The organism is Shewanella sp. 10N.286.52.A9, assembly GCF_041468985.1.
Taxonomy (GTDB): domain Bacteria; phylum Pseudomonadota; class Gammaproteobacteria; order Enterobacterales; family Shewanellaceae; genus Shewanella; species Shewanella japonica.
This window is the reverse complement of the sequence record NZ_JBFRJQ010000005.1, coordinates 116,842-131,273: the sequence shown is the minus strand read 5'-3', so window position 1 is coordinate 131,273 and position 14,432 is coordinate 116,842. Positions and strand designations below refer to the sequence as shown.

The window sequence follows — 14,432 nt, the reverse complement described above, 5'->3', positions numbered from 1 at the left end:
TAAACTGGCTTCCACCAAGGTTTATTTTACTATTTTTAAAATAAAATCTACATCGTGGCGCTTCGCCCACACCCAAGCAAGAAGGGTGAAACTGCTCACCCCTCTTGCATCTCCCCGGCAGCTCCGGCGAAATTTAAAAAGCAAAATTTCCAACGGAGAATAATCCAGCTTCAAACTTCATTTTGAGTCTGCTTCGGCAAGCTACAAAATAACTTCCTAAGGATTAGAAGAAACCAATTAACCTGCAGGCTCAATATTCCCCCATTGAAATTGCTGAAATGCGTTGAAGACTCTTTATTTAAAGTAATAGCGAAAGCCTGACAGGACGTCAGGCTAGCTTTAGTTGGCCATGGATGGCCTCTCTAAAGCGTTAGCTATTTTCGAATAAGCATGAGGCTTGCTCGCTTTTAAGAGCAATTTCGTTGGGGCGGCAAGGGATGTCGAGAAGGGAAATGCTGTTGTTTCCCTTTCGTCGGGTGTGGGCGAAGCGCCACGACGTTGAACGTTATCCAACCTAACTTGAACTGAAACTAAAAAACGCTAACCGCTTGGTTGTTACCCAAATCGATTAGCGTTTTTTATTGCCATTAACCTTTCAAAAAGTGCTTTCCAACAGCTTCTTAAACGATAAAAAAAACAAGAACAGTCCTATTATGCTTCTTTGCCTAAATGCTGATACAAGCGCTGATAATCAGTATTGTCTGACATTAATTGTTGATGACGGCCACTGGCTTTGATTTTGCCGTTTTCCATCATATGAATACAATCCATTTCAGCCATGGCGGTTAAACGGTGGCTTATCATCAACATGGTTTTGCCTTTTGCTAAGGTAAATAATAAACGTAAGATTTCACGTTCTGTTCGCTTATCAAGTCCTTCTGTTGGCTCATCTAGTAATAAAATGGGCGCATCACGTAGTAAGGCTCTGGCAACCCCGATTCGGCGCTGCTCTCCGCCTGATAACTGTCTGCCGCCTTCACCAATCCAGCTATCTAGGCCAATCTCTTCACCTCGATCGGTAACCGTTTTAGAGGTTAATAAGGTTTCAAGTCCAACCTGCTTCAGTACCTCAGTTAAGCGTTCATCATTCGCACGCCTTTTTTGACCAGGGACATGGGGTAAGGCAATCGAGAGGTTATCTCTCACTGTGCCCGCAAATAAATGAATGCGTTGACTGACGACAGTCATAGATGCTCGCAGTGTGGCTTCATCATATTCAGCAATATCTAGACCGCCTAAGGTAATTTGCCCTTGCTGCGGCTGCCACTCACGTGTGATCAAGCTTAATAAACTCGACTTGCCACAGCCTGTTGCGCCCAATAACGCGACTTTACTCCCTTGAGGTATGTGCAGGTTGAGTGCCGACAATACTGGGCTGTTTGCTTGATAACCAAACTGAATATCGTTAAGAATAAGCTCACTTTGTGGTAACTTGCCAACATCTCCGAAATTAATATCTGCAGTTTGCTCAGTCACTTCAGAGATCCGTTTTGCCGCTAATACACAACCAGATAAGTGTTGAAATGCGCCAGCAATCGGCATCATCATTTCAATGGTCGCCATGGTGGCAAACACCATCATAGCCATTAATGGACCTGGCGGTACGCTTTCCCCCACACCTTGACCAGCAAGATACATCATCATCACCACAGCTGCGCCATTGACCATGATCAATAAGGCTTGGCTCAAACCAGTAATATGCGCCATTGCAGCTTGGCTATTGAAGAGCGCTAGCTCTGCTTGATGTAGCTTTTCACGGTAGCGAGCATTGGCCGAAAACAGCGTCAACTCTGCCTGACCTTGAATCACATCAAGCACCAGCACCCGAAAACGGCGCTTATTATCAACAACCGCTTCACCGGGTTTTCTACCCAAACGATAGAACACTAACGGTAAAATTAACCATGCAGCCAATAACCAAACCGTTAAACTGATAGCGAGTGTGGCATCAAACCAAGCGATAAAGGCATATAGTGCACCGACCGTCAGCAATGATGCAGACATTGGTACTAATAATCGCAAGTATAAATGATCCAAAGTATCGATATCGGCCACTAACCGATTAAGCATATCCCCTTGCCTCAAACCTTGTAGGTTGCTAGCACTTAATGGGAATAGCTTTTTCCAAGACCATACACGTAACTCGGTGAGTAATTTAAAGGTCGCTTCATGTGTTGCTAATCGTTCACCATAGCGGCTTGCTGTGCGGGCGATAGATAAAAAACGTACACCACCAGCGGGGGTAAAAAAGTTAAACGCTAACGCCGTGGCCGCCGTTAAGCCCGCTATCGCAGTCGCCGATAAAAACCAGCCCGATAATGACAAGAGGCCGATGCCTGCAATAATCGTAGTGCAAGTGAGAAAAAGGCCAATCAGCATCATGAACCACTGACGCTTAAACAGCTTAATGAAAGGCAATAATGACTTCATTACACGCCCTCCTTTTCATTATCAGCAGGCTCTGAAAGACTGAGCAAAACATCTTTATCATCTTGCTGTTGCATGCTGCTGAATAACCCACTGTGTTGGCTAAGTTCTGCATAATGCCCCTGCTGAACCAGCGAGCCATTATCAATCACTAAAATATTGTCCATATGTTGTAATTGCTCTAAGCGGTGCGTCACCATAATACAAGTTTGCGATGTCATCGCATCGCTCAGGGCACTTGATACTAACTGCTCGCTATGGCTATCTAAGCTTGCTGTTGGCTCATCAAGCAAGAATAAGCTTGCGGGTTGAGCTAAGGCTCTAGCCAGTGCAATACGTTGCGCTTGCCCAACTGAAACCCCTGATGCTTGATCGCTAATGATGGTATCGAGCCCTTGTTGCTGACTGGAGACAAACTCTGCAATATTGGCTTTTTCCAACAACCCCATCACTTGATTGTCGTTCAACTCTGGATTTACTAGGCACACATTGTCACGGATTGAACCATGAAATAGCTGAGGATCTTGCCCAAGCCAAGCAAGATGCGTTCGCCATTGCTGCTTATCTATCACACTCAATTCAACGCCATTAACATTGAGTGAGCCTTTGTAAGGTAAAAAACCGAGCAACGCATTCAATAAACTGGTTTTGCCAGCTCCGCTTGGGCCAACAACAGCAACTTTTTGACCCGATTGGATCTCAAATGAAATTGGGCCGAGTAGCCGCTCTCCTGACAAGGTGAGCACCTCAAAGTCTGTGGCTGTGATAGCGATTTTTGATAACGACACTTGATGGTGCTGTGCGGTTTGCTCACTAAACTTACCATCAACTTGCTTCAACGGGTTGGGGTGTTCAAGCAATTCAACTAACGCCTCTGCCGCCCCAATAGCCTGAGCTTTGGCATGATAATGAGTCCCTAAATCACGTAATGGTTGAAAAAACTCTGGGGCTAATATCAAAATAAACAAGCCGGTGAACAGGCTAATTCCTGCACCGTAATGACCGAAGTTAAGATGATCTAAATAACTAAAGCCAAAATACACAGCTAATACTGCAATAGATAATGCCGCAAAAAACTCCAACACCGCCGAACTTAAAAAAGCCATTCGCAGTACAGACATGGTTCGTTGTCTAAAGTCCTCTGACGCGGCTTCAATTTTATTCACTTCCGTATCGCCACGGTGGAACAATTTAAGGGTACTTAACCCTTTTAACCGATCCATAAAATGGCCACTTAAACGAGATAGCGCGCTGAAATTTTTACGGTTAGCATCAGCAGCGCCCATTCCCACCAAAATCATAAACATAGGAATTAATGGCGCTGTTGCAAATAAAATAACCCCAGCAGCCCAGTTCATCGGAAATACTGACACCAAGATAATCAGTGGAATAAAACCTGCGAGCATCATTTGCGGTAAGTAGCGGGCGTAAAAGTCATGTAAGTCTTCTACCTGCTCTAGCACAATACTGGCCCAAGCCCCAGCGGGTTTCCCTTTGATAAATGCTGGGCCTAAATCTGTGAGCTTGTTTAAAACCGCCTCACGAATATCTCGACGTAATCGCTTACCAGCCTCAAAACTCAATCGCTCACGAGCATATGCAAGTCCAGCACGCACTAAAATGAGTACAACCAGTGCGATAAATTGATTAGTGAATTGACTCATTGGCGCTTCAAGCATGATCACACCGTGTAAAACATGAGCCAACAAATAGGCTTGTATTACTATTGCGACACCGTTTAGTGCCCCAGTAAAAATGCTGAGTTTCAAGAATATGCCACAAGAAGACTTTTGCTTTTTAAGCCATTGGCCGAGAGATTTTTCTAGATTTTTATCCATTCTATTCCTGAAAATGACAGCACTAATGAGGAAAATTGCCGCAGTATCGCAAGCTAACGGCCGAGATAACAGCCGTTTACAGAGAAGTGTTAACTGATTCACACATTGCTAATAAACACTGTGTTAATGATGAACTATAATTCTAAGCCATAGTCGTTATTAGCACAGTAAAAATAAGCTAAATATTTGTTCATCTTTGCCGTTAATATTAGTGCGATTTGAACCCTAATTGGAGAGGAAAAGTATATTACCCCTTCAATTATTGCCATGATGAAAACGATATAACCTATGTTGCCAGTCCACTTTCTTCTAATAGGGATAAAGAAGGTACATTAATATGGATGTTGATCTTTTAGTACGCAGAGCGCACGCCTTTAATCACTTATTTGACGCCGTCATAATTACAGATGCCGCTGGATTCATTATCGATTGGAATGATGGCGCACAGGATTTGTATGGCTACGCTAAAAAAGACATTATTGAGAAACCCATTGCCCAACTGCTTCTGCAAGAAGATAGCGCCACGATGACAGAGTTGGTCAATAATGCGTTAGAGCAACATGGCAAATGGTCCGGTGAATTGCGCTTTTTACATCAAGACGGCTCAATTGGTTGGCAAGCGTCAACTTGTGTGCCTTTATTTGATGACAACCAGATGTTTATTGGCGCATTGATCGTCAATCGTGACATCACTCAACGGGTCAATCAGTCGCAGCTGCAATTGAACCAAGCCTGCTATGATCAACTCACTTCGCTACCTAACCGCTATTTATTAATGGATCGAGTGCAGCAATCTATCGAGCGTTGCAAACGCACACGAACTCGATTCAGCCTGTTATACATTGACTTAGATGAATTTAAAAAAGTGAATGATGCTGTTGGCCACCTGCAAGCTGACAAAGTGTTAGTAGAGATCACTTCAAGGTTACAACGGGTCATTAGAGAGTCAGATACGTTAGCCAGAATTGGGGCTGACGAATTCTTATTATTACTTGAAGATGTTACTGACAATAATGATATTTCTCAGATGGCAGAGGTATTAATTGCAACGCTTGATACCCCATTTATCCTGAATGACCAATCATTATTTCTCAACTGCAGTGTCGGCATCGCCACCTATCCAGATTCAGGTGAAGATTTTGATAAACTTATCAAAGCAGCTGATTTCGCTATGTATAAATCTAAACGTCAAGGAGGAGCAACATACCGCTTTGGCTAACACTCTGACTCTGATAATAGTCAAAACTCAATCATAGAAATGGGCTTAATTAACCATTATATTTGAGGTGGTTGAGCACCAAATTTAACCAATACATGCCACATCAATTTTAGCTGTTGTAGCTGCTGTGCCTGCTTACCACGTTCACTCCATGCAACTGGGGTTTCGGTTAATACTTGCGCAGCACGGCCAATCACTTCTGCATTAATCTTATTATCACGGGCTATTACCTTAGCCAATTCAGGCATAGTCGCTCCACGAAAATCGATGGGTACTTGCGCCACCTCAAGTTGGTAACCAGGGTGCCAAAGCAGCTCAATATCATATTCATCGCAAAGCAATTGCATTACATCGCCAGTATCTGTTGCTTTAAAGCTTGGATCCGCCACCAAATAAGCAATATCGTCATCTAAAGAAACATCACCATGAATCTGCGCTTCGATGTAATGATCCAAATTAGCCGATGCTGGTCTTAAAAAGCGCCTCTGAATCCCGAGTGGTAATTGCTGCTTAACATGATCCACAATATCTGCAGGCTTAATGTTATTAACACCTAACGCATATTGACGCTCAAAACATTCACTCAATAACGCAGCCAACACCACTTCAAAATTCGCTAATGTGCCTTTTTCCTTAGGTAAGCGATATGAATCCATATAACTAAAAGTGCAGCGAGACAGTAATTGAGCATGTGTAAGAAAATAGCAGCTACCAAATCGAGGCGCTGGCCCCATAGGGCACAAACCAATATCTAACGCACCATATTTAGGTCGCTGTTTCACGCCTGAGTAACACTGGCCAAAAAGCTGATTCTCCCAATGATCACGCGGTCCACCTAGTTCAGGTGATAACTGACCATTGGATATATGCGTTTCAAATTGGCTTTTATACACCCCATCTTTAAGCAGTCCTGCAGCGACGGATATACCTCGGCTATCAAGACGGTCTGGGTGAAAGTGAAGTGCTACTCGGCCATGCTGATGTAACGAGTACATAGCCTGTTGCACATCGAATGTAGGAATATTCGACATTAACAAAACATTTTTAATCACTGAGCTCGAATGCTCACGAAGGCTGGCAATGGTGCTTTCGATATGGGATTGTGCTGCTGATTTTCGATTCATACCTGCACCTCCCTTGCATTTGATGTCGTTGACAATGATGAGAAACAACCTGCTAAGTTATTGTATTTCATTGTATGTAAAATAATCTGCTTTAGCACTTAAGATTAAAACTAATTCATTAAAAAATAGGCTGAAAACCCCATAATCGAATATTTACCTATAAGCGACAATAAAAGAAGAATATTTAATCGATTTAATGGCGCTCTAGCAGTGTTTCAGGTAAGCTTCACGGCCGCCATTTAGTGGCACCCTATTTAGTCATAGCAACATCAGTGTTGCCCAAAGAGATCATTCTATGAGTTTTGCCTCACTAGGCTTAAGTACAGCAATTTTAAAAGCTGTTGAAAAACAAGGTTACGACACTCCATCTGCAATTCAAGAGCAAGCTATTCCAGCCGTATTAGAAGGCAAAGATGTCATGGCTGCTGCGCAAACGGGGACAGGTAAAACCGCTGGATTTACCTTACCTTTGTTAGAATTACTCTCTAAAGGTCAACGAGCAAAGCGCGGCCAAGTTCGTGCTTTAGTGCTTACTCCAACACGCGAACTGGCAGCCCAAGTTGCTGAAAGCGTCTCAACATATGGCACTAACTTACCGCTAAAATCGGCCGTGGTGTTTGGTGGCGTATCCATTAACCCTCAAATCTCAACACTAAGAAACGGTGTTGATATTTTAGTAGCCACCCCAGGTCGTTTATTGGATTTATGCCAACAAAAAGCGTTGAGCTTTAGCCAACTTGAAGTACTGATTTTAGATGAAGCTGACCGCATGCTAGACATGGGCTTTATCCGAGACATTAAAAAAGTATTGGCCATGTTGCCAAAGCAACGTCAAAACTTAATGTTCTCAGCAACCTTTTCTGATGAAATTCGTGAACTTGCTAAAGGCTTAGTTAACAACCCAGTTGAAATCTCAGTGACCCCACGCAACGCCACAGCCAACACGGTTGAACAATGTGTTTACGCAGTCGATAAAAGCCGTAAAGCTCGTATTCTAACTAAGCTAATTAAAGAAAATGATTGGCATCAAGTGTTAGTGTTTTCACGTACGAAACACGGCGCTAACCGTTTAGCTAAAAACCTCGATGCCGAAGGTATTAATGCCGTTGCCATTCACGGTAATAAAAGCCAAGGCGCGAGAACAAAAGCCCTAGCCGATTTTAAAGCAGGCAAAGCACAAGTCATGGTTGCAACTGATATTGCAGCACGTGGTATCGATATCGATCAATTGCCATTTGTGGTGAACTTTGATTTGCCGAATGTACCAGAGGATTACGTTCATCGTATCGGTCGTACAGGTCGTGCGGGTGCAACAGGCTTAGCAGTATCACTTGTGAGTGACGAAGAAGTGAAGTTACTCCATGACATTGAAAGGCTCATCAAGCGTACTGTTGAACGTAAGCTCATTGAAGGTTACGAAGCTTGTCACGATTTACCTGAAGCAAGTTTAAAAGGCGGACATCGCACAGCGAATCATAAGAAGCCAAACCCAAATCGCCGTAAGCATGCCAACCAAGCTGACAAATCAAAGCAAGGACAAGGGCAAAAACAAGGACAACGTCCTGCGCCAAAAGGCAATACAGATAAGCCAAGTCAGCGCCAACGCGCCCGTGCTCGAGCTGAAGCTGAAACAGCTCAAGCGGAAGGCACTAAAAAGCCACAAAGAAGACGCCAAGGCCGTAATGACCAAACGGCAACTCAAGGCAAAGTCGACCCTTACGCGAATGCTAGACGTTAAACATTTAACTTAATCAGTCACTAACACTTTGTCTTAAAGGCATGAAAATAAACCTTTCATGCCTTTTTTATTTGCCTGTTCCAGCATTTGATTCATAAGCTTCCCCCTCAATAAAGTTGCCAGATTAACGCTCTTCGTCCATCATAAATAATGATAAATTAAACAATTTCATTCATGGAAGATTTATGAAACATACAGGTTTATTCATTGTGGTATTGCTTTTAGCAATAGGCAGCCTATTTGTTGGCTTACAAATGGGTAAAAGTCAGCTGAATCAAGTTCAAACAAAGCCACCTACAGCGCATAATAGCGATGAAGACGCTGAGCAAAATAATTCAGCTTCGGTAGCAAAAGTGATTGATTCTAGCTCAATTGATTTGGTTGCGGAGCTAAAACAAGAAATCGAGCACCTGAAACAACAACTCGATGAAAAAAAAACGCTTATTGATTCAATGAATGCCTCACTTGGTTTATTAGAGCAGCAAGTTGAACTTGCCTATAATGAGATCGATGAAGCAGGACAAGCGACATCTCCTTTTCACCAAGAACCTGACGCCATCACAGCCGAGCAAGCCAGTGTATGGGTACCTGCAGCCTATGCCGATATCGTCTCCTCGCAACAAGGGGAAATGGTTTCCTTATTTAAACGCCATCATCAAGCAGAAATCGATCCCAATTGGGCGAGTGAAAGAGAGCAAGCCTTGTTAGATTCTTTTGCTTTAAGTGAATATGCCGATATGGTGAACATCAGTGCAGTGAATTGTAAAACCACCACTTGCGAAATAAGAGGTATTGAACTGAAACCCAATGGTTGGATGCTCGCAAGTCAACAACTGCAAGGAAGTGAACTCGGCAATAATGTGAGTTCTTGGTCTTACCTTGCCAGTGCTAATGACGGTGAAACTCTGATTTATATGCTCTCAGAAGCTAAAGAAGCAGGCAGCGAAGGCGAGCAATCACAATAAAATATACCCACGTTGAATTAAGCGAGCCTAGTCTCTTGAACAATAAGGGCTTAGCTCGTTGAAATCAGACTAAAGCCCAATATAAAAAACCAATTAAAACCAATAACCTCCACTCAACTTGATTTGAAACCTTATGGTCAAAACCACTCTCATGGCGCTGATGACTAACTCACTCAACGTTGCTTCAATCATGATCCAATAAAACGTCATTGACGTACAAACAAGTGAATTGAGCAATGCTCAACAGATGACAGCAAAGCTGTGAGTGATTTTGATGCCGTTTTACTACTAAGTTAAATACCCAATTCAAGTAAAATTAACCATACCGCGATCTTAGTACGTCAATATTCATGCGTTAGCGGGACGTCAACAATGTGAAGGAACACACTGACCATGCATCAGATCAATACAGACTTACAGATACAAGTAAACCCGATTCCACATTCAAACCATCTTGTATGGGTTATCGATAACTTTATCGCTGATTTTAATGCCCTAGTCCGTTACAGCAAAGAAAAAGCCTATTTTAATCCAGTAGGTGCTGACGGTACTTTGTTTCCAGGGGTGCGTGATGAAATGCCCAAACCCTATTATGAAAGCTTATCATTGCTCATAGACAAGCTCTCACAGCAACCTAATGGCGAACAATTTAAGCAACATAAAATAGCCAAATGCTGGCTTTCAAAAGTCACTCTTAGTCCTTTGCAGCTAAATGCGACTCAAACAATGCCGCACTTTGATTCATTATCAGCACATGACATGGCTGCAGTTCACTACCTAAACGATCAGCAATTAGGTGGCACTAACTTTTACCGCTACAAAGGTGCTGACACACTGCATTTATCTCAAGATGACAAAGACATAATTTTAAAAATGGTCGATGAAGTGAAGCAAGCAGCTGTGACACGTAATGGATATATTAATGACTCAGATGAGCTATTTGAGAAGGTATTCAGCATTGAAGCCAAACCCAATAGATTAGTGATTTATTCGGGCAATATTTTACACAGCGCCAATATCACCAACAAAGTTGAATTTGATAAAAAAGCGCCAAATAACCGCACCTCAATCAACTCATTTTTTAGTGTCGCCTAAGCAGTGACTACCTTTGATCAAGCTCTAATGACCTTATGTGTTCGTAATTCGTCTTTACTAGGACAATCTCATATCGATGATGAAATTAAACTTACTTCATAATAGCTAGTTCGATGACTAACATCCTAATAAGATTATATAAATGATTAGAAATTAATTGGTTGAAAGGATGTCACCAAGATGAACATTACTCGCTTCGATACACAGTCGCATCAGCTTAATGCTAGCGTTATTAATGTGAGTTACGATCGATGGACAGGTCGGTTTACTCTCACAACTGATCTTATTCAAACCAATGCCAATCATCGTGATGATATGTGCAACTCGCCGACTTCCACAAAAAACCGCCCACTCGCTCCAGTCAACATTAAACGGGTACTGAGTACCAAGAATATCTTTTTTAATCCGTTTTCCCACATGGTGTTTCGACTTAATGGTATAGATTATCTCGTTAGTGTGAGCTGGTTTATGATTTGGCGATCAAGCCTTTTTCAAACAAATTCACTCGTTGATGCTAATCAATCAACCGTGAGCATTTCAGAGCTACTCCCACGTCGACATAGGCGCAGCATTATCCTATGCAGCTATGTGGCTGTCATCACCAGTATTAAGCTCGGGTTGATGCTATTTTTGGCATGAAACAGATAAGCTGAAACATAAAAAAGCGAGGATGATATGACTCATTCTCGCTTGTTGTTAGTCACAATTAATCGTGACCATTAATTATAAAAACCAAGCACGGTAAGTCTTACCTTTTAATCGTCCTTTGGTTATTTTATTCAACGCTTTTTTCGATGCATCACGCTTCACAGCAACAAATGAGCGGATATCAGTCACTTTAATCTTGCCAATATCAGCACCATTAATACCGTTCTCACCCGTTAAGCCACCCACAATATCGCCAGGGCGAATTTTATGCTTTTTACCGGCATCGATTTGAATGGTGATCATTTCCGCTTCTTGCGGCTGCTTGTTAAGCACGTTCATTGAAGGCAGTGTTTCACCATCAATTTCTTTGCCGATAAGCTCTTCAATTTCAATCATTCTATGGCCATCAGAATGACTAAAGAAAGTGTATGCTGCGCCTTTACTACCAGCACGGCCTGTACGGCCAATACGGTGAATGTGCACTTCAGTGTCGTAAGCAATGTGATAATTAAACACCGCTTCTAAATCTTCGATATCTAACCCACGCGATGCCACATCAGTCGCCACTAAAATACGCGCACTACGGTTAGCAAAACGCAGTAGCATTTGATCGCGATCGCGCTGTTCTAAATCGCCATGCAAGGCTAAAACACTGAAACCTTGCTCAGCTAATGTGTCGGCCACTTTTTGCGTTTCACGTTTGGTATTACAAAAAACCACTGCACTTTCAGGCTGTTTCTCTAATAACAATAAACGTAACGCTTCTAAACGGGCTTGGTTGTCTTCTGTGTGATAGAAATGCTGTTCAATCGTATGATTATCATGAGTAGCCTCGACTTTAACCATCAGTGGCTTATACATGATTTGCTCAACAATTTGCTGAATTTGCTCAGGGAAGGTTGCACTGAAAAGCAGTGTTTGTCTTTCATGCGGCGTTTCAGCAATAATTTGATCAATATGATCTTGAAAGCCCATTTCTAACATGCGATCGGCTTCGTCTAATACCAACATATTCACATTGCTAAGATCTAAACGGTTGCGATCTAAATGATCAACAATACGCCCTGGCGTACCAACAATAATATGTGCGCCATGCTCAAGCGAGCCGATTTGAGGCCCCATAGGCACGCCACCGCATAACGTCAGTACTTTCACGTTATGTATGCCACGAGCTAGCGTACGAATATCCTTGGCAACTTGATCTGCCAACTCACGAGTTGGGCATAACACCATAGTTTGAATACGAAAACGTTTCACATTCAACTTATTGAGTAAGCCCAAACCAAACGCAGCAGTTTTACCTGAGCCGGTCTTTCCTTGGCCAATTACGTCATCACCAGCAATAATCGCGGGTAAGCTTTCTGCTTGAATTTGAGTCATAGACTCATAGCCCATGGTTTTTAGGTTATCAAGCAAATCTGGTTTCAGATTAAGTGATGCGAAAGCCGTATTAGCGGCCTGTTCAGTAGACTGACTCAAGGTGAATATCCTCTGATATCAAAGCAAAATTGGGATAATAGAAACAACTCGGCCAAGGAAAAATACCTTGGCCAAATGTTAGAATAGCTATTGTAGCAATTTTATCCGCTAATCGCTGACATTTATTTGAATATTACGTCATGAACCACTCAAAAAGATGACACTATTTCACCAAATCGCCCTTGCTGATAATCATCAATGGCTTGATTGATTTCTGCTTGAGTGTTCATCACAAATGGTCCCATGTGCACAATTTCTTCATTGATTGGACGACCAGCCAATAATAATAAGCCACTATCCAGGTTTCCCGCCTGTAAATGAGTATTTCTCTCCGGCTCAATGACCACTAACTGACCTTGTTTAGCCACTGCTTGTTCGCCCTTGGTATCAATATAGGTAAGTTCACCTTGATAGATATAAGCACTGACACTGTGGTGTGCGGACAAATCAATATTGGCTTGGCCATTTCTCGATAACGTCACATCAGCAATAGCACCTTGACCCGCTAAACCTTGAATACTGGCCTCTATTGTTTCCTTCGAGTCTATAAATTGCCAGTTTCCAGCGAGCGCTTTGAGTGAAGCGCCATGTCTGTTGCTCACCATAGGATTAGGGTTACCTGCCGTGTCTTGATATATCGCTGGGCGCATCTTGTCTTTAGCTGGCATATTGAGCCAAATTTGAAAACCATGCAGCCCTTCATTGGCATCAGCGAGTGGCATTTCAGAATGAATAACGCCGCTGCCGGTACTCATCCACTGCACGTCACCACTGCGAATCGCTTTAACATTCCCTAGCTGATCACGATGCTCAAAGCCGCCTTTTATTAAGTAGGTAAACGTTTCAATACCACGATGAGGGTGAGGTGGAAATCCACCAATAAAATCCTGCTTGTCGTTTGACTTAATTTCATCGATCATTAAGTAAGGATCAAAGCGAGTATTCATAAAGTCAGCCACTCGCTTGATATTAACCCCATCACCATCCATTGCTGGTCTTGCAGTAAATTTGCTTTTTACTTTCATCTTAAGTGTCTCTATTAAAAACGTTAAAGCCACTTTAGCAACTAAAATTTAGAATAAAAATTGCAATAAAACACACCTATTAGTCGATTAAATCGAACTATATCTCTCTATGTAGAAATAAAAGTCACTCTAGACACTAAAAAATGCCATGAATCGTCGCAGTTAAGATGAATATAGCGTAATAAGCCTTACTGAGTGATTTAAGGCTTTTCAATTATAAGATAGGTATGAATTTCAGGATATTGATCGAATTCAAGATGCCTGACTACACAACCTAAAGACTGAAATAATGATAAAAAACCATTGGTACCTAATGATGAATAATACACCTCAGGCCCCATCACCGAATTGGTATGCGAGCCAGCTTCTGTTGTCCCACCAAACGAGAATATCAACACACCGCCAGAACATAATCCATTGACAATGTTGGTCAATACTTGTGTTTGCTCAGTCAACGGAATATGCCAAATACTGTCCCAAGCAGTGATGAACATGTATTGTTCATCCAATGGATACTGGCAAATATCAGCATGAATAAAACGAACATCAGGCTGACGGGCTTTCGCAATATTAATCATTTCAGCCGACACATCTAAACCTTCAGGAGCAAACCCCTCTGCTTTTAATAGTTCGATAAAACGCCCTGTGCAGCCACAACCAATATCAAGTGCTTTACCCTTGTGCTTAACAAAGTTCAGCGCTTTTTTATGCTGCGTTATGCCATTTTCAAGATTAAATGTATCGCTTGTCCAGCGATGCGTTATTTGATCATAAGCCTTACCAATATCTATTGGTTTCATCCGTGTGTTATATCCTTTTGTCTTTACCGTGACATCAAAACCTTGGCATCACATCAAAATCATCACCATGGAAA

General features: G+C 42.3%; 11 protein-coding genes. 4 read left to right on the top strand and 7 right to left on the bottom strand.

Going from position 1 to position 14,432, the window contains the following annotated elements; all coding sequences use genetic code 11:
* Window positions 1–651: 651 nt before the first annotated feature.
* Both cydC and cydD read right to left on the bottom strand, forming a co-directional pair.
* Window positions 652–2,430 carry a heme ABC transporter ATP-binding protein/permease CydC gene (gene cydC, locus AB4128_RS04640; protein WP_372037098.1) on the bottom strand — a complete coding sequence of 593 codons (1,779 nt, stop codon included), beginning with the start codon at window positions 2,428–2,430 and terminating at the stop codon, window positions 652–654.
* A complete protein-coding gene (gene cydD, locus AB4128_RS04635) occupies window positions 2,430–4,265 on the bottom strand; it encodes a heme ABC transporter permease/ATP-binding protein CydD (protein WP_372037096.1) in 1,836 nt (611 codons plus the stop codon). The genes cydC and cydD overlap by 1 nt, the downstream gene beginning before the upstream one ends.
* A gap of 337 nt (window positions 4,266–4,602) precedes the next feature.
* Between cydD and AB4128_RS04630 the strand changes: the two genes are divergently transcribed.
* Window positions 4,603–5,484 (top strand): diguanylate cyclase domain-containing protein, encoded by an 882-nt coding sequence (locus tag AB4128_RS04630; protein WP_372037094.1) that lies wholly within the window; start codon window positions 4,603–4,605, stop codon window positions 5,482–5,484.
* Between the two features lie 56 nt (window positions 5,485–5,540).
* Here AB4128_RS04630 and AB4128_RS04625 read toward each other — a convergent pair whose 3' ends face one another.
* Window positions 5,541–6,608: a DUF3626 domain-containing protein gene (locus tag AB4128_RS04625; protein ID WP_372037092.1), complete on the bottom strand. Its 1,068-nt coding sequence runs from the start codon at window positions 6,606–6,608 to the stop codon at window positions 5,541–5,543.
* A gap of 295 nt (window positions 6,609–6,903) precedes the next feature.
* Here AB4128_RS04625 and AB4128_RS04620 point away from each other — a divergent pair, with 295 nt between their 5' ends.
* From AB4128_RS04620 to AB4128_RS04610, 3 genes are all read left to right on the top strand, one after another.
* A complete protein-coding gene (locus AB4128_RS04620) occupies window positions 6,904–8,346 on the top strand; it encodes a DEAD/DEAH box helicase (RefSeq protein ID WP_372037090.1) in 1,443 nt (480 codons plus the stop codon).
* Between the two features lie 185 nt (window positions 8,347–8,531).
* Entirely contained in the window at window positions 8,532–9,311 is a 780-nt protein-coding gene (locus AB4128_RS04615) for a hypothetical protein (RefSeq protein WP_372037088.1), read from the top strand.
* Between the two features lie 393 nt (window positions 9,312–9,704).
* Entirely contained in the window at window positions 9,705–10,406 is a 702-nt protein-coding gene (locus AB4128_RS04610) for a DUF6445 family protein (RefSeq protein ID WP_372037086.1), read from the top strand.
* 153 nt (window positions 10,407–10,559) lie between these two features.
* Here AB4128_RS04610 and AB4128_RS04605 read toward each other — a convergent pair whose 3' ends face one another.
* From AB4128_RS04605 to AB4128_RS04590, 4 genes are all read right to left on the bottom strand, one after another.
* Window positions 10,560–10,823, bottom strand: a complete 264-nt coding sequence (locus tag AB4128_RS04605; protein WP_372037084.1) for a hypothetical protein — start codon at window positions 10,821–10,823, stop codon at window positions 10,560–10,562.
* Between the two features lie 306 nt (window positions 10,824–11,129).
* Window positions 11,130–12,533: an ATP-dependent RNA helicase DbpA gene (dbpA, locus tag AB4128_RS04600; RefSeq protein WP_372037082.1), complete on the bottom strand. Its 1,404-nt coding sequence runs from the start codon at window positions 12,531–12,533 to the stop codon at window positions 11,130–11,132.
* 149 nt (window positions 12,534–12,682) lie between these two features.
* Window positions 12,683–13,558 carry a pirin family protein gene (locus tag AB4128_RS04595; protein ID WP_372037080.1) on the bottom strand — a complete coding sequence of 292 codons (876 nt, stop codon included), beginning with the start codon at window positions 13,556–13,558 and terminating at the stop codon, window positions 12,683–12,685.
* A gap of 200 nt (window positions 13,559–13,758) precedes the next feature.
* Complete coding sequence (locus tag AB4128_RS04590) at window positions 13,759–14,358, bottom strand: trans-aconitate 2-methyltransferase (RefSeq protein WP_372037078.1); 600 nt, start codon at window positions 14,356–14,358, stop codon at window positions 13,759–13,761.
* Between the last annotated feature and the right edge of the window lie 74 nt (window positions 14,359–14,432).